The sequence below is a fragment of the Sphingomonas sp. genome, assembly GCF_003248515.1.
In the GTDB taxonomy this organism is placed as follows: Bacteria; Pseudomonadota; Alphaproteobacteria; order Sphingomonadales; family Sphingomonadaceae; genus Sphingomonas_I.
In genome coordinates this window covers 1-16,074 of the sequence record NZ_QFOB01000007.1, presented here as the reverse complement: position 1 = coordinate 16,074, position 16,074 = coordinate 1, and the positions used below count along the sequence as shown (strand labels likewise).

10 protein-coding genes are annotated in these 16,074 nt (G+C 65.0%); 6 read left to right on the top strand and 4 right to left on the bottom strand.

What is annotated here, in order from left to right; genetic code table 11:
* Positions 1–2: 2 nt before the first annotated feature.
* Positions 3–2,369 (bottom strand): glycoside hydrolase family 3 N-terminal domain-containing protein, encoded by a 2,367-nt coding sequence (locus DI605_RS13060; protein ID WP_293974513.1) that lies wholly within the window; start codon positions 2,367–2,369, stop codon positions 3–5.
* A gap of 203 nt (positions 2,370–2,572) precedes the next feature.
* On the opposite strand from DI605_RS13060, the gene DI605_RS13055 reads away from it, so the two are divergent.
* The gene (locus tag DI605_RS13055; RefSeq protein ID WP_293974510.1) at positions 2,573–3,640 is read left to right on the top strand and encodes a LacI family DNA-binding transcriptional regulator; all 1,068 of its coding nucleotides are present in this window, start codon (positions 2,573–2,575) and stop codon (positions 3,638–3,640) included.
* 36 nt (positions 3,641–3,676) lie between these two features.
* Here DI605_RS13055 and DI605_RS13050 read toward each other — a convergent pair whose 3' ends face one another.
* The gene (locus DI605_RS13050) at positions 3,677–4,582 is read right to left on the bottom strand and encodes an alpha/beta hydrolase (protein WP_293974507.1); all 906 of its coding nucleotides are present in this window, start codon (positions 4,580–4,582) and stop codon (positions 3,677–3,679) included.
* Positions 4,583–4,828: 246 nt separating this feature from the next.
* Positions 4,829–5,731 (bottom strand): hypothetical protein, encoded by a 903-nt coding sequence (locus tag DI605_RS13045; protein WP_293974504.1) that lies wholly within the window; start codon positions 5,729–5,731, stop codon positions 4,829–4,831.
* A 111-nt stretch (positions 5,732–5,842) separates the two neighbouring features.
* Here DI605_RS13045 and DI605_RS13040 point away from each other — a divergent pair, with 111 nt between their 5' ends.
* The 4 genes from DI605_RS13040 (at position 5,843) to DI605_RS13025 (ending at position 12,586) form a co-directional block, all read left to right on the top strand.
* Positions 5,843–6,901: an alpha/beta hydrolase gene (locus DI605_RS13040; protein WP_293974501.1), complete on the top strand. Its 1,059-nt coding sequence runs from the start codon at positions 5,843–5,845 to the stop codon at positions 6,899–6,901.
* A gap of 238 nt (positions 6,902–7,139) precedes the next feature.
* Entirely contained in the window at positions 7,140–9,569 is a 2,430-nt protein-coding gene (locus tag DI605_RS13035; RefSeq protein WP_293974498.1) for a glycoside hydrolase family 95 protein, read from the top strand.
* A 40-nt stretch (positions 9,570–9,609) separates the two neighbouring features.
* Positions 9,610–11,487, top strand: coding sequence for an NPCBM/NEW2 domain-containing protein (locus DI605_RS13030; protein WP_293974891.1), 1,878 nt, complete (start codon positions 9,610–9,612; stop codon positions 11,485–11,487).
* Positions 11,488–11,509: 22 nt separating this feature from the next.
* Positions 11,510–12,586 carry an alpha/beta hydrolase gene (locus DI605_RS13025; protein ID WP_367120050.1) on the top strand — a complete coding sequence of 359 codons (1,077 nt, stop codon included), beginning with the start codon at positions 11,510–11,512 and terminating at the stop codon, positions 12,584–12,586.
* A 72-nt stretch (positions 12,587–12,658) separates the two neighbouring features.
* On the opposite strand, the gene DI605_RS13020 is transcribed toward DI605_RS13025, so the two are convergent.
* A complete protein-coding gene (locus DI605_RS13020; protein ID WP_293974495.1) occupies positions 12,659–14,794 on the bottom strand; it encodes a glycoside hydrolase 43 family protein in 2,136 nt (711 codons plus the stop codon).
* Positions 14,795–14,948: 154 nt separating this feature from the next.
* Here DI605_RS13020 and DI605_RS13015 point away from each other — a divergent pair, with 154 nt between their 5' ends.
* Positions 14,949–16,049 (top strand): Gfo/Idh/MocA family oxidoreductase, encoded by a 1,101-nt coding sequence (locus tag DI605_RS13015; protein WP_293974492.1) that lies wholly within the window; start codon positions 14,949–14,951, stop codon positions 16,047–16,049.
* Positions 16,050–16,074: the final 25 nt, after the last annotated feature.

Here is a 16,074-nt window from a genome sequence, read left to right as displayed (position 1 = left end):
GCCTAAGCGATCCTGAGCGTCGCGGATTTCAGGCTGGCTGAACTGTTGCCGGCGAAGATCGTGACATCGCCTGCTTCCACCACCTCCGCCATGGATGCATTCCAGATACGGAACTGCTTCGGGCCGAGGCGGAAGCGTATCGTCTGGCGCGTGCCGGGCTCCAACGTGATCCGGCGGAAGGCCTTGAGCGCGAGCGCCGGTTGCGTGGTGGAGGCGGTTTCGTGCCGAACATAGAGCTGCACCACTTCGTCGCCCGTCCGCGCGCCCACATTCGCCACATCGACTGATATCTCCACCTCGCCGGCGGGATCGATGGTGGCGCTGGAAAGGCGCGGCGCGCCGATCTCGAACTCCGTATAGCTCAGGCCGTGGCCGAACGGGAAAAGCGGGGAGGCATCATCGAACAGATAACCGCGCCGTGCGGTAGGCTTCTGATCGTAGAAGAAAGGCACCTGGCCCACGTTCCGGACAACCGTGACCGGCAGCTTCGCGCCGGGATTGATCCGCCCGTAAAGCGCCTCCGCCATCGCGGTGCCGCCTTCCTGGCCGAGATACCAGCATTCCAGGATCGCATTGGCGCGCGCCGCCACGATCGGCCAGCTCGGCGGGCGGCCGTTGATCGCACACACGACGATCGGCTTGCCCAGTTCGGCCAGCGCCAGGAACAGATCATTCTGCTCGCCCACGAGATCCAGAGAGGTGCGATCGCCAAGATGAGTGGGGGCATAGGCTTCCCGGCTCGTCTGTTCGGTATCCCCGATCGCGAGCACGATCACGTCGGCGGCGCGTGCCGCCTCGACCGCTTCCGCCATGAGCGCGCGATTGCGCGCGGGATCGGCAAGCTTCACCTCGCCTATGTCGGGATTTTCGCTCTGCGTGATGAACACGCCCTGCGCGTGGATCACATCGCCGCCCGCGATCGCCCGGATGCCTTCGAGCAGGCTGACGCGCCTGCCGGGATCGGCGGAATAGCCGCCCAGCCGGGCGATGGCTGCATTGGGACCGATCAGGGCCACCTTGCCGCCGGGCTTCAAAGGCAACGCCCCGTCATTCTTGAGCAGGCAGACTGAGCGCCGGGCGGCTTCCAGCGCCAGCGCGCGCGCATCGGCATTGTTGGTCAGCCGGGCGGCGAGTGCCGGCGAGCCATAGGGATTTTCGAACAGGCCCGCGCGGAATTTGAAACGCAGCATTCGGGCTGCGGCCTCGTCGACGAGTGCGGGATCCACCGTCCCGGCGCGAACCTGGTCCGCCAGGGTGGCATAGGCCGTGCCATCCGGCAGTTCGCAATCGACGCCGGCCGCCAGGGCGAGGCGCGCCGCCCCCGCCTTGTCGGCAGCCAGATGATGCAGCGAGGCGAGCTCCACGACTGCGCCATAATCGCTCGCGATGATGCCGTCGAAATGCCACTCGCCGCGCAACACGTCTCTCAGCAGCCAGCGATTGGCGTGGCTCGGGACGCCATCCACCTCATTGTAGGAGGGCATGACGGCGGCAATGCCCGTGCGCTCCACCGCCTCGCGGAAAGGCGGGAGAAAATATTCCCGCAGTTCGCGTTCCCCGAGCGGGGCGGGGGCGATGTTGTTGCCGGCCTGTGGCTGGCCATGCCCGGTCATGTGCTTGAGCGTGGCGAACACCTTGCCGGCGGGCAGCATTTCGCTTCGGCCCGGCCCTTGCAGCCCCTCGATCGCCGCGACCCCCATTTCGCCAGCGAGATGCGGATCTTCGCCGAACGTCTCCTCGATGCGCCCCCATCGCGGATCTCGGGCGATATCGACGACCGGCGACAAGACATAAGGCACGCCGCGCGCGCGAACTTCCCGGGCGATCACGGACTGCACCCGGCGCATCAGATCGGGATCGAAGCTTCCCGCCAGCGCGATCGCTTGGGGAAAGCTGGTCGCGCCGCTGGACATGTAGCCGTGGAGCGCCTCCTCGTGGAACAGGATCGGAATGCCGAGCCGCGTTTTCTCGACGGCCCAGCGCTGGGCGGCATTGATGAAGGCGACGGCATCGGCGGGCGTGCGCCACTGCGCCTCCGTCCCCCCGGCCGCAGCCGCCACGCCCGGCCCGCCACGCTTGTCGCTGGGGCGCGTGATCTGGCCGATGCCTGCGGGGAATGCGGCGGATGCTTTGGCCGGATCGAAGACCAGGCCGTCCATGACCTTGGACTTGTTGCCCCAGATGGCCGTCATCTGGGCGATCTTTTCCTCCAGCGTCATCCGGCCGAGCAGATCGCGAACGCGATCGTCGATCGGGAGGCGCGGATTCCGGTATGGCGGGAGCCCCATGGTGGCGGCGTGCGCGACCGGGCCGGCCATGGCCACGGCCGAGCAGGTGGCGAGCAGCGCGAAGGCGCCGCGGCGGCTCATCACTGGTGAAAAGAGGGAGATTCGCCCGCGGGACGTTTGCGGCCGGGCGTGTTCATGAACCGGAATAGGTCTGCCTCCCAACATCCTCTCGCCTGCCATTCTCGGGTTGGCGGTAGCGCTAACACTAGGCGGATGACGGCGCTGCGGCAAGAGAGGCCGTCTTGTGAGATTGCGCTCTCCCTCGGTTCGTGAAAGCACAGGACATGACCGAGAAAAGCACACGCCGCAGACGATCCGTGCCGACGATAAACGATGTGGCCAGACAGGCGGGCGTTTCGCCGATGACGGTATCCCGTGTCATAAACAGCGAGGCGAATGTCAGGGATTCGACGCGCGAGGCCGTCAACCTCGCCATTGCGGCGCTGAACTATTCTCCAAACCCCGCTGCCCGGAGCCTGGCGGGCGCGGGGCAGGTGCGGATCGGCATCCTCTACAGCAATCCCAGTTCCGCCTATCTGAGCGAGTTTCTGGTGGGCGGCCTCGATCAGGCCAGCCGCAGCGATGCGCAGATCGTGGTCGAGAAATGCGAGATCGGCGATCATGAGGTGGAAGCCGCGCGCCATCTCGTCGCGGGCGGCATCGATGGCATCATCCTGCCGCCGCCGATCTGCGATTCCCAGGCGGTGCTGGCCGTGCTGGAAGAGGCGCGGGTGCCGACGGTTGTGGTGGCGACCGGGCGCCCCCCGGAACAGATGCTGGCGGTGACGATCGACGATCGGGAAGCGGCGCGCGCCATGACGCGGCACCTGATGGAACTGGGGCATCGCCGGATCGGATTCGTGATGGGCAATCCCAACCAGACCGGCAGCGCGCTTCGGCTCGAGGGCTATCGTCTGGCACTCGAAGAGGCCGGTCTCGATGCGGATCCCGCCCTGGTCGCGCCCGGCCTGTACACCTATCGCTCAGGTCTGGATGCGGCCGAGCAACTGCTGGAGATATCCAATCCTCCCACGGCGATTTTCGCCTCCAACGACGATATGGCCGCCGCCGTGGTTGCCGTCGCCCATCGCCATCATATCGATGTACCCGGAGACCTGAGCGTTTGCGGTTTCGATGATACCGCGCTCGCCACCGCCATCTGGCCGGAATTGACGACGATCCGTCAGCCCATTGCCGACATGTCCCGCAAATCGGTGGATCTGCTGATAGCCGCGATCCGCCAGAAAGGGCGGTCACGGACGATCGAGAGACATGTCGTGCTGGATCATGCGCTCATCCGCCGGCAATCGGATGCTCCGCCACGGCGCAGGCCATCCACGCGCGCGCGATAGGCCGTCCGATGGCGGGATGGGGAAACCGGGCCTCCGCTATTTCTTGAGCATCCCGTTGAATTCCAGCCACCGCACGAAGCTTTCCAGCCAGCCCTGGCTGGTTGTGCCCCGCTTGCCGAGGCCGAAGCCGTGCCCGCCCGCCTGATAAAGATGAAATTCGACGGGGCGGCCTGCTTTCTGCCAGGAATCGATGAGGCCAAAGCCCTTGCGGGCGAAGAGGGGATCGTCGGAGGCGAGCGCGGCGAACATCGGCGGAGCATCCGGCCGAACGTTCACCGCTTCCATCGATCCGTAGATCGGCCCGATGAAGGCGGGTTTGGTTTCCGGAGCGGCGAGGGCCGTCGCCATCGTCGTCATCGCGCCGGCCGAAAAGCCGATCATGCCCACCCGATCAGGATCGACATGCCATTCCGCAGCGCGGGCGCGAACCAGCGCGAAAGCGGCCTTGCCATCGGCGATCTGATCGGAGAGGCCGTTGATCGCATCCTCCGGCCGCAGCCGCGAATCCGATCGCCCGGCGCTGCTGAACATCGCGGTGGCGGCGGCCTCGAAGGCCGGCATGTCGGCTGGCGTGGGCTTCAATCGATATTTGAGCACGAAGGCTGCGATCCCCCGGTCAGCCAGCGCGCGCGCCACCTTCCAGCCTTCATTCTCCATCGAAAGCATCAGAAAGCCGCCCCCTGGCGCCACGATCACCGCCGCCCCGGTCGCCTTGGCGGGATCGGGGAGGAAGGGCGTGAGCGTGGCGGTGGAGACGTTGCGGTTAAAGGCCGTGCCATATTGGCGGAACCACGCCTCCGGCGCAGTGGATTTGCCGGGGCCGGTGCCGAGCGGAATCGCGCCGGGTTCGGCCGGGGCGGCGATCGGCGTCATGCTCGCATCCTGCGCGAAGGCCGGCGCCGCGCAGGCGATCATCAGCGTGAGAAGGGCTTTGCGGATCATCGGGCTCTCCCAAATATCAACCGAGCAGGATCCGGCGCGCTTCCCCTTCGGGATCGTCGGCCATCCGGCATTCATTGTCGAAAATCATCGTCTGGCATCTTCTATTGTATGAAACAGTCACCCTGTACTTCGATGGCCAGATTTTCTCGGTAAATTGTCATACATTCCGAATGGGCGATCGTCGGGCGATGTTTGGGGGGCAGCGGAGCATCTCCATCTTCGGGGATGCTCCGCCGTGCGCGGTCCCTAATCGCTGATCCTCTTGGTTTCGATAGTGAGGCCGGCGGTGGTGCACAGCCCGCAATCCTTGCCCTGGAACTGCGCGGCAGCCTTGCCGTCGCCCTTCAGCTGCCAATCCAGCCAGCTTACGACGACTTTCGCGGCCAATCCTCCATTGGGCTGATCATATGTGCCGCCATGACCCACGGGAATGTTGACCATCGCTGTGGGGAGATGGGCAAGCCTCCGGAAATCATCGGTGCCATTGGGATAGGCGATGTCAGTCGGCCCGCCGAGAACGTAGAGTACCGTTCCGTGCAATTCGTTCAGGCGGCTCTTCCCGAGATCCATTCCCTCGATCGGGCTCTTGCCCTCGGAGAATATGCCGCTGTTCATGATGACGGTGGTGCGGATCCTGGGATCGGTGGCAATCTGGTAGGCCTGCAATCCGCCGCAACTGAAGCCGGAGACGGCGATCCGCTTTGGATCGATCTTGCCGTGAAGCGGGCTGCCCGGCCGCTCATTCTCGGCGAGCGCCCAGTCGAGGGCCTCGGCGAGCGCGCTGGAAGAGGTGGGGGCGCTCAGGCGGCCGGGAGCTTGCGCCCGCGATGTTTTGGGTGCGAGCGCGCCCGGGCCGGAGCGGATGCGGCCCGGCGCGATGGCGAGATAACCGTGGGATGCGATCTCCAGAAGATGCATGCGTGAACTGGCGCCATCATCGCTGCAGGCGCCGTTGCCGAAGAGATAGACCCCCAATTCGCCCTGCGGGACGCCGCCGAGATCGCGCGGCCGATAGACGACGTGATCGGGAAGACCGGATATTTCCTCCTTCACGGCCGGAAAATGCCCACTGCCGATCGTATCGGGCGCCGGCGCTGTTTCCGCGGCAATGGCGGGGCTCGTCATGGCCGAAAGCAGAAGTGCGCACATTACTGCGCCTGCCATGCCGGATTTTTGACTATATTGCATTCACCTCTCCCATTTTGTCGGATATCAAAGTCAAACATCGCGCTGGCCGCGCGTGGAAGCGAGGCATGAGCGATGAATATTGATCGGCGTGGTCTGATTTCGGGTGCTGCGGCGCTGCTTTCGGGCGTGGGCGTCCTCCGTCCGTCCATGGCCCGCGCGCTGGCCACCCAGCCCCTCTCCGATCCGCTCTGGATGGTGGCTCCCGAACTGCGCGAGATGGCCCGGCGCACGATCGCATCGAGCGCCGGAAGCCCGCCGCTCGACCAGAATTATCTCCGGATCAGGCGCAGGATCGAGGAATCCGCCGCGCCCTTCGGCGCTGCGGTTCCGGTGCGCGAAGTGATGGTGCCGTCCGGCGCCGGAGCGGCCGTGCGTGCGTTCATCATCAATGCCCGCGCCGGCGAGCGGCGGCCCGTGATCGTGCATGCGCATGGCGGGGGATTCCTGTTCGGCAATGCCAGGGCCGAGGTTGCCGGCAAGCAGGCGCTCGCCAGCATGCTCGATTGCGTGGTGGTGACGGTCGATTATCGCCTCGCGCCGGAAGCGACTTATGCAGCTTCGATCGAAGATAATTATACGGTGCTGCGCTGGGTCCATTCGCAGGCCGAAACGATCGGGATCGATCGCTCGCGGATCGCTGTGATGGGCGAAAGCGCCGGGGGAGGGCATGCCGCGCTGCTGGCGATCACCGCGCGGGATCGCGGCGAAGTGCCGCTTGTGCTGCAGGTGCTGATCTATCCCATGCTGGATGACAGAACGGGAAGCGGCGTGGAGCCGCCCGCGCATGTCGGCACCATCGGCTGGAGTGTCGCCGACAACCGGTTCGGCTGGCGATCTTTCCTCGGCATGGCGCCCGGCGGCGCAGACGTGCCGGTCGCCGCCGTGCCGGCGCGGACGAAGGATCTGGCGGGCCTGCCGGCCGCTTTCATCGGAGTCGGAGCGATCGACCTGTTCGTGGACGAGGATATCGCTTTCGCGCGCCGTCTCGTGGATGCTGGGGTGCCGACCGAACTCATGGTCGTGCCGGGCGCCTTCCACGGTTTCGACAACGGAAACTCGGCGGCCGCGCGCGCATTCGGCGCGGCGAAGATCGCGGCGATTCGCCGGGCCTTCACGCCAACCTCCGCCTGATCCGGGGCGAGGTCCGCCCGCCTGCGGCGCAGGCGATTTCGCGTCCGACCCGGGCATCGGTCCAGTCGAGTTGCTCTGCCGCATGCGGCGAGATTAACTCTGACATAAATTGCGTTCAAGTCGACGATGTCGCGGAAATTCGGCGCGCTTCTATCTTTCATCGGCGGGAGGGCGTTGACCCCGCGCACTGTATTTGTATGAGTAGATTCTAGCGGCGAAACGGCGCCGGAGAGGAGCATTGGATGAGCGTGACCGATCCGGGGGCGAGCATCGCGCGCCTGTATTCATGGTCATTCGCGAAGTGACCGAGATTGATCGCCGGACGGCGCTTGCGTTCGCGGCTGCCGGCGCGGCGGGAGCCTTGCCGATCCGCGTGGCGTCGGCCAGCGCGGCCACCGTCTCGCCGCAGGTCGAGGCGCCACGTCTCTGGTATCGGCAGCCGGCGCGGATGTGGCTGGAGGCGCTGCCCGTGGGCAACGGCCGATCGGGGGCGATGGTTTTCGGGGGCGTTCGCGATGAAATGCTCCAGCTCAATCACCACAGATGGTGGGCGGGGCGGCCCTACGATCCCGTCAATACCGCCGCGCGGGAGGCTCTGCCGCGCGTGCGCCAACTGATCTTCGACGGAAAATTTGCGGAGGCGGAAAAGCTTGCCGATGAGGCGCTGCTGGCGCGCCCGAAAACGCAGATGCCGTATCAGAATGTCGGCACGCTCCAGATCCGCCTCAACGACGTCTACGATAATGACGCGGAAACCTATGAGCGGGAGCTGGATCTGGACGGCGCCCTCGCGACGGCGCGTTTCCTGGTGCACGGCAAGAATTTCCGGCGCGAGGTCTTTGCGAGCGCCGTCGACGATATCATCGCGATCCGGCTGAGTTGCGACACACCGCGCTCCATCAATGCGCGTATCGGCTGGCTGCCCGCCGCCGCGGCCGAGGCGCAGCCGGGAGCGGACGGCTCGCTGATCCTAGTGCAGCATAATGAGGCGAGCGCCGGGATCGAAGGGGGGCTGTCGCTCGCGATGAACGCCCGCCTGCTCGCGCCGGGTGGCCGCATCTCGCGCGAGGGCGATCGGCTGTTCGTGGCCGGCGCGGACGAGGTGGTCATTCTCGTTGCTCTCGCCAGTGACTATCGGAATTTCGAACTGATCGGCGGCGATCCCGTCGCGGCGACGACGCGCATGCTGGATGCCGCCTCGGCCAAATCGTTCGATACGCTGCTGCGGGATCATCAGGCGGATCATCGCCGCCTGTTTCGCGCCGCCTCGCTCGAACTCGGCCGGACGGCGGCGGCCGAGCTTTCGACCGATGCGCGGATCGCGATCGGCCGGCCCGCCGATGATCCGGCGCTTGTGGCGCTCTATTTCGCGTACGCCCGCTATCTGCTGATCGCCTGCTCGCGTCCAGGCGGGCAGCCCGCCAATCTGCAGGGCATGTGGAACGACAGCAACGCGCCATCGTGGGGATCGAAATATACGATCAACATCAATACGGAGATGAACTATTGGCTGGCGGAGCCGGCCGGTCTTGCCGAATGCGTGGCGCCCCTCGTCGCGATGGTCGAGGATATCGCCAGGACAGGCGCGCGCACCGCGCGCACCATGTATGGCGCGCGCGGATGGGTGGCCCATCACAACACGGATCTCTGGCGTGCCACCGCGCCGATCGATCTTGCGGCCGCCGGCATGTGGCCGATGGGGGGCGCGTGGCTCTGCCTCCACCTGTGGGATCATTATGATTATGGTCGCGACCGGGCCTTCCTCGAAAGGGTCTGGCCGGTCATGCGCGATGCGGCCCTGTTCTTCCTCGATACGTTGCTGCCCTATCCGGGCACCGATTATCTCGTCACCAACCCCTCTCTCTCGCCGGAGAATAATCACGGCCACGGCGCCAGCCTGTGCGCCGGGCCGACCATGGACATGCAGATCCTGCGGGATCTGTTCGATCGCTGCGGGAAGGCGGGCGCGATCCTGCGGCGGGACGGCGATCTCTGTCGCCAGTTCGCGGCAGCCCGGGCGCGGCTGGTGCCCAACCGCATCGGCAAGGCCGGGCAACTGATGGAATGGCTGGAGGATTGGGACATGACCGCCGCCGATCTCCATCACCGCCACATATCCCACCTGTTCGGCCTGCACCCCAGCCACCAGATCAATACGGACGAGACGCCGGAGCTTGCGGCGGCGGCGCGGCGGACGCTGGAGATGCGGGGGGATTCCTCCACCGGATGGGGGCTGGCGTGGCGCGCCAATTTCTGGGCGCGGCTGGGCGATGGCGATCATGCCCATCGCATTCTGGAAACCCTGCTTTCCTCGCAGCGCACCTATCCCAACATGTTCGATGCCCACCCGCCTTTCCAGATCGATGGCAATTTCGGCGGCGCGAACGCGATGATCGAAATGCTGGTGAGAAGCCGCGACGATATCATCGATCTGCTGCCGGCGCTGCCGCGCGCATGGCCGGAGGGCGCCATGACCGGAATTCGCGTGCGAGGTGCCGCCGAACTGGACCTGCGCTGGGCGGGTCAGCAATTGGCCGAATGCCGGATCGTGCCGAAATTGCGGGGAACCCGCACGGTGCGGTGCGCGGGGCGGCGCCAGACCATCGAATTGCGGCCGGGGCGAACCATCGTGCTTTCCGGCCCCGATCTGGCTGTTACCCATGGATGAAGGAACGGGAATGAAGGCTGCGGCCCATCGCGCGGCGACCATGCTGGCTGGCGTGATCGCATTTGCAAGTCTGACCCAGCCGCTCGCGGCCGCCGATCCGCTGGCTCCGACCGGCACGTGGAGCGCCTACACGGCCGGGCGCGCCACCACCCCGCCGATGGGCTGGAACAGCTGGAACGCCTTCGATACCGATATTGATGAGGCCAAGATCCTCGGCCAGGCACGTCGCATCGTCGATAGTGGTCTTGCGGCAAAGGGCTATCGCTACGTGAATCTCGACGATGGCTGGTGGCTCAAGCGCCGGCTGTCCGACGGGCGCATCCTGATCCGGCCGGATCGCTTTCCGTCCGCCGTCACGCGCAAGGGTGGCAACAGCTTTCGCCCGATGACGGACCGGCTTCACGCGATGGGGCTGAAGGCCGGAATCTATTCGGATCTCGGCCGCAATATCTGTTCGCAAGCCTATGCCACCGACCGGGTCAACCTGCCGCAGGGCACGGTGCTGGAGCGCGAGGTTGGCCTGTACGGCCATGTCGAACAGGATATCGACCTGTTCTTCCGCGACTGGGGCTTTGATTATCTCAAGGTCGATGGATGTGGCCTGCGCGCTTTCGACGCCAAGGCGGAGCGGGTGCAATCCGGCGAATTCCGTGAACTGAAGCCCATCATCGATCTCAACTATGTCGGCCGGACGGACGTTCCGCAGGTGCAGGGCATGTTCGCGCAGATCAACAACGCGCTGGCGCGGACCAATCCGGATGGGGATTGGCTCCTGTCCCTTTGCATCTGGGGCTCGGCCGATGTGCGCGCCTGGGGCAAGGATTATGGCAACGTATCACGCACCAGCGACGATATCTCGCCAAGCTGGGGGCGCATGCTCGCCAATTTCGACAGTGCGGCCAAGCGCGCCCTCTATGGCCATCCGGGCTCCTGGAACGATCCGGACCTGCTCTATATCGGCAAAGGCGATTTCGATGCCGATCATCTGACCGAGGCGCGATCGCATTTCTCGCTGTGGGCGATCATCAACGCGCCGCTGATCATGAGCCTGGATCTGCGTAGCGCTCCCCCGGCGTTGATGGAGGTGCTGGGCAATACGGACATCATCGCGCTCAATCAGGACGCGGCCGGCAATCAGGCCGTGCTGGCATTCGACAGCGACGATCTGCAGGTCTTCGTCAAGACGCTGGCGAGCGGGCAGAAGGCGGTGGCGATGCTGAACCGCAGCACCAAACCCATCGATGCGGTCCTCGCGGCCAGACAGATGCGGTTCCGCGACGATGCGGAGGTGACGCTGACCGATCTGTGGAGCAGGAAGGTCACGCGCTTCTCCAAAGAGACGAAGCTCCGCATCCTGCCGCACGAGACATTGGTGTTCCGTGCGGACGGCACACGCATTCTGGCCGATGGGCTTTACCTTTCCGAACAGCCCGGAAGAGTGAACCCGGCGGAGGATGGCGTGACGCGTCCCGCGGCTGATCCCACCATCTACAGATCGCTCGGCTGGTCCGGCACGCGCGGCGCGGGGGATCGCCCGATCTATGCCGGATGGGGCGGTGCGCAAGCCGACAGCGCCCCTTACGGCCAGCTTGTGCAGATCGCCGGGCGGCAGATGTCGGGCGGGATCGGGATCCTCGCCAATTCGCGGCTCGAGGTTCGCAACGCTGGCTTCGGGCGCTTCACGGCCACTGTGGGCGTGGACGACAGCGCGCGCGAAAAGGCGCTGCCGGTCACCTTCCAGGTGTTTGCCGATGGCAAGCTGATCGGAACCAGTCCGCCGCTGAAATATGGCGATGCGGGCCATGATTTCGATCTGCCGATCGCTGGAGCCGCGATCGTCGAACTGGTCGCGCGGGCGGCTACGGGAGATGACGAGGCACTGCCGGTTGCGTGGGGGGATGCGGCGCTACGCCGCTGATAATCGGAGAGGGGAGCAGGATATGAGGATGATGTCGGTCGCCAGCGCCGTTGCGCTGACCATGGCCATGGTGATGACGGATGCGGCCCCGGCGCAGGTCGGCACCGAGCAGCCGGCCGTCGTGGCGGGCGCGAAGCCCGTGAAGCTCGAACATATTGCGGTCCATTCGCCGGCCGTCGCCGGAAATCTGGAAGGAAACAGCGCGGATCGCACCGTCGTCGTCGTTCTTCCGCCCAGCTACGCGTCCAGCCCGAAGCGGCGTTATCCGGTTCTCTACGCGCTTCACGGCTATTCGATCGGGGCGGAGCAGTGGATGAAGGAAATCCATGCGCCGCAGACCATCGAAGGCGCGTTCGCCCAGGGCGCGAAAGAGATGATCGTGGTCTTCCCGGATTCCAAGACTCTCCATAACGGATCGATGTATTCCGGTTCGGCCACGACCGGCGATTTCGAAGCCTTCGTGTCGCGCGATCTCGTCCGCTATGTCGATGCTCACTACCGGACGATCGCGCGGCGGGAGAGCAGGGGGCTCGTCGGTCATTCCATGGGTGGATATGGCGCGACGCGGATCAGCATGCGTCACGCCGATCTGTATGGTGCCGTCTATATGATGAGCCCGTGCTGCCTTTCGGCCCGTGGCGCTGGCCCTACGGACGCGAAAACGCTGGAGCAGCTGGCGGCGATCAAGACGCCCGCTGATGCGGCGAACCTGCCCTGGGCGCTGCACGCGCAGCTCGCCGCGGCCGCGGCATGGTCGCCCAATCCGAAGAAACCGCCGCTCTATCTGGATCTGCCGGGGGAAGATGAGGCGCAGCGCCGGGAAGTACTGGCCAAGTGGGCGGCCAATGCGCCGCTCTCCTTCCTCGATCAATATGTTGGAAATCTGCGCCAGTATCGCGCGATCGCGATCGATGTGGGCGACAAGGACAGCCTGAAGACGGATGCGGAGAAGCTGCATCAGATGCTGGACAGCTATTCCATCGCGAACAGCTTCGAAATCTATCCGGGAACGCATACGAGCCGGACGGCCTTCCGCTTCCAGGATCAGGTATTGCCCTTCTTCAGCCGCACCCTGAGCTTCGACGAACGCGCCCGATGACAGGGCCGCCCCGCCGCCGCAATGCGGCTTGGCGGGGTGGCGTTGCGGCCGGGCAGACGCGGCGGGCGCCGATCAGCGGCCCGCCGATTCCGCCCACTGCATCACGGTGCCGTTCTTCCGATCCGGCGAGGTGCCGGGCCAGTCCGCGCCATAGGGCTCGCCCGTTGCCGGATCGACGCCGATATAGCGGTGCGTTTTCAACGACATCAGCATGAACTGGTGGCGCAGCATATCCTGCCACTGGAACAGGCTGTCCGGCGTTTCCTGCTTCATCAGGCGCACGTCTCCGGAGATGCCTATGCCGGTCACGGTGAGGAAGCCGCTGCCGTCGAGCGCCTCCAGCGCCACGCGCCCCTGTCCACGATCAAGGACACGGAAGCGGGTGGACAGGCTTGCCGCCTCCTTGGATCCGGCTACGCTCACGTGCAGAAGGCCGAGTTCGTGCACCGATGCCAGCTTCCCGTCCGCCAGATTGGCGATCGTGATGACCTTGCCGAGCGGAATATCGCCCGATCGATCCGCGAGCGGCTCGTTGACGCGGAAATCGTCGAAGTCGGCATAGCCGCCTTCCGCCCCGGCGCTGTTGTAGGCGAAGAGCGCGTAGCGATAGCCCTGGAAGATCTTCAGCCCGAAGGCCAGCTTCAGCGGTCCGCCGATCGGCGTGAACGTGGTGCCATCGGTGCTGAAGCTCAGTTCGCCCGTCTCGGAATCGAAATCGCCGGACGCCCGGAGAAAGACCTTCGTGCCGGCGATCGGCCGATCGAGATCGTGATTGGCGGCCTGATCGTGCATCCGCAGCACGAGGCCGGCTGGCGTGCGGACGAGGCCGATCCAGTAATCCGGTATCGCGAACAGGGCGAGGCCGGCAACGTCGCCCGCCCTGAGGCCGCGTCCATCGAGCGTCACGGTCGCGGTGGAGAGCGGGGCCGCAACGCGTTGCGTCAGGCTGTTGCGCGCCAGCAGCAGATCGGGCGCGGGAAGGGTGTGAAGGCGCAGGGCGCCGGGCTTCTCGCGCAATGACCATTTGGCATCGACGGGAACATGGTTCCACTGCCAGATGGGCTTGAGCGCCGGACCACGAAAATCGTCATCTCGATCCCAGGTGGCGCCGGGCTTCTGGGGCGTGGCGACGGCCGGCTTGAGCCATGTCCTGGGCGAACGGCCGAGATTGCCGGGCAGGCCGAAATAGGGCCAGCCATCCTGCCAGGTGACGGGTGAGAGCATGACCATCCGCCCGGCCGAGCCGACATCGCTCATCGAGAAACCCCACCAATCGCCATTGGGCAGATCGACCACGCCGCCCTGATGGATCGGGACGGCGCCGAAGCTGTTCGGATTGGGCTCGCTGAGTTTCAGATCGGCGCCAGGCGCGGGCAGCGGGCCATAATCGGCACCGTTGACGCGGCGGCGGCGCGGTATTCCCATCGTTTCCCGCGCGCTGATGGTCACCGTTTCATAGGGGCCGTCGATCCGGTCCGCCCGGGCCGCCTGCATCCGGCCTACGGGCGCGTAATTGGCGCTGACGATGTAATATTTGCCGTTGATCTTATAGAAATGATGCCCTTCGCCCATTCCGCTTCCGGCCGGAATGATGACGCGATCGCTGCCTTCGATGAAGCCGGACAGATCCTTCTTGAATTCGATCAGGTGGACTTCGTTATAGCCGTAGGCGGCATAAATGCGTCCGTCATCGTCGAACAGGACGCCCAGATCGTGCGTCTTTCCACCCAGCGAGCGATGCGTCCACGGCCCGGCCGGGTCCTTCGCCGTGAAGATCTGGAGGCCGTAACCGTTGATGTTCGAGAAAATGTAGAAGGTGCCGTCATGATAGCGGATGACGGGCGCCCAGATTCCCTGACCGTACGTCTCCTTGCCGCCTTCCATCCGATATTCGGGGCCCATGTCGATCCGGTCTGCCGCGTATCCGATCAGTTCCCAGTTCACGAGATCCTTCGATCGGAGCACGGGGAGCGCCGGCATGACGTGCATCGTGGTGCCGGTCATGTAGAATGTATCGCCCACCCGGATGATGTCCGGATCTTCAAGTTCTTCGTTGAAGATCGGATTGGTGAAGGTGCCGTTGCCATTGTCGGCCGCCCAGCTTTTCGCAGGCGACACAGGAGCGACGGGAAAGCCGGGCTTGGCCCCGAGCGGCATGAACGCGAGCAGGCTGGCTGCGGCCAGCATGAGGGACTTGCCTGGTTTCATCGATCCTGCTCCTACAAAAGAGCCTCGATTCCGTATCCGGATGGCCCTTCCCAGGTCGGGGCTACATAACTACTCAGACAAATAAAAGAAATTTCGCCGGGTTTCGATCGAGGTCTGCGAACGCGGCGGCGGCAAGGATCAGAGGAGCGCGATGATGGTCGAAAATTCTCGTAGAGCTGTACTGGGCGGTCTCGGAGCGGGGCTCGCCATGACGCTGGGGCCGGCGCGTGCTTCCGCGGCCGATCGCAAGGTGGGCTATGCGATCGTGGGGCTGGGTTATTATGCGACGCAGCAGATCATGCCCGCCTTCGCATCCTGCGATCGTTCGCGGCTTGTCGCGCTGGTGAGCGGGACACCGGCCAAGCTCGACACGTTTGGCGACAAGTATGACATTCCCGCATCGCATCGATACAGCTATGGGGATTTCGATCGCATCCGGAACAATCCGGATATCGACATCGTCTATGTCGTGCTGCCGAACAGCCTGCATGCGGAATACAGCATTCGCGCGGCGCAGGCGGGCAAGCATGTGATGTGCGAAAAGCCGATGGCCGTCTCCGTCGCCGAAGGCGAGCGCATGATCGCGGCCTTCCGCCAGGCGGGCAAGAAGCTGATGATCGGCTATCGCTCCCGTTTCGAGCAATATAACCGGCTGGCGATCGATCTCGCCCGCAGCGGGCATGTAGGGCCGACGCGGATCATCACGGCCGATCATGGTTTCCCGATCACCGCCGGTCAGTGGCGGCTGGATCGCTCGCTTTCCGGTGGCGGATCGCTGATGGATATCGGGATCTACAGCCTCAACGCGGCACGCTATCTGACGGGCGAGGAGCCGGTGGAGGTCAGCGCGATCGAAAGCACCGATCGGAATGATCCGCGTTTTCGCACGGTGGAGGATCGCATCAATTTCCTGCTGCGCTTTCCTTCGGGGATCGAGGCGGTCTGCGTGTCCAGCTACAGCTCCAGCCACAACAGCTATCGCGTGACCGGCACGGGAGGCTGGATCGAGATGAGCCCCGCGACCCCTTATGCCGGGCAGGCGATGAGCATTCACCGGAATGGCGAAACGACCCCCCGCACGCTCCCGCCCGGCAAGAGCCAGTTCGCCGGGCAGCTGGATCATCTGGCGGAATGCGTGATCAACGATACGACCCCGATCGTGCCGGGGGAGGAAGGGCTTGCGGATCTTCGGGTGATCGAGGCGATTTATCGTTCGGCGGCGGAGCGGCGTCACATCGCGTTGCAGGCGATGTGACGCGACTTTCCCCTTTCCCGGTCAA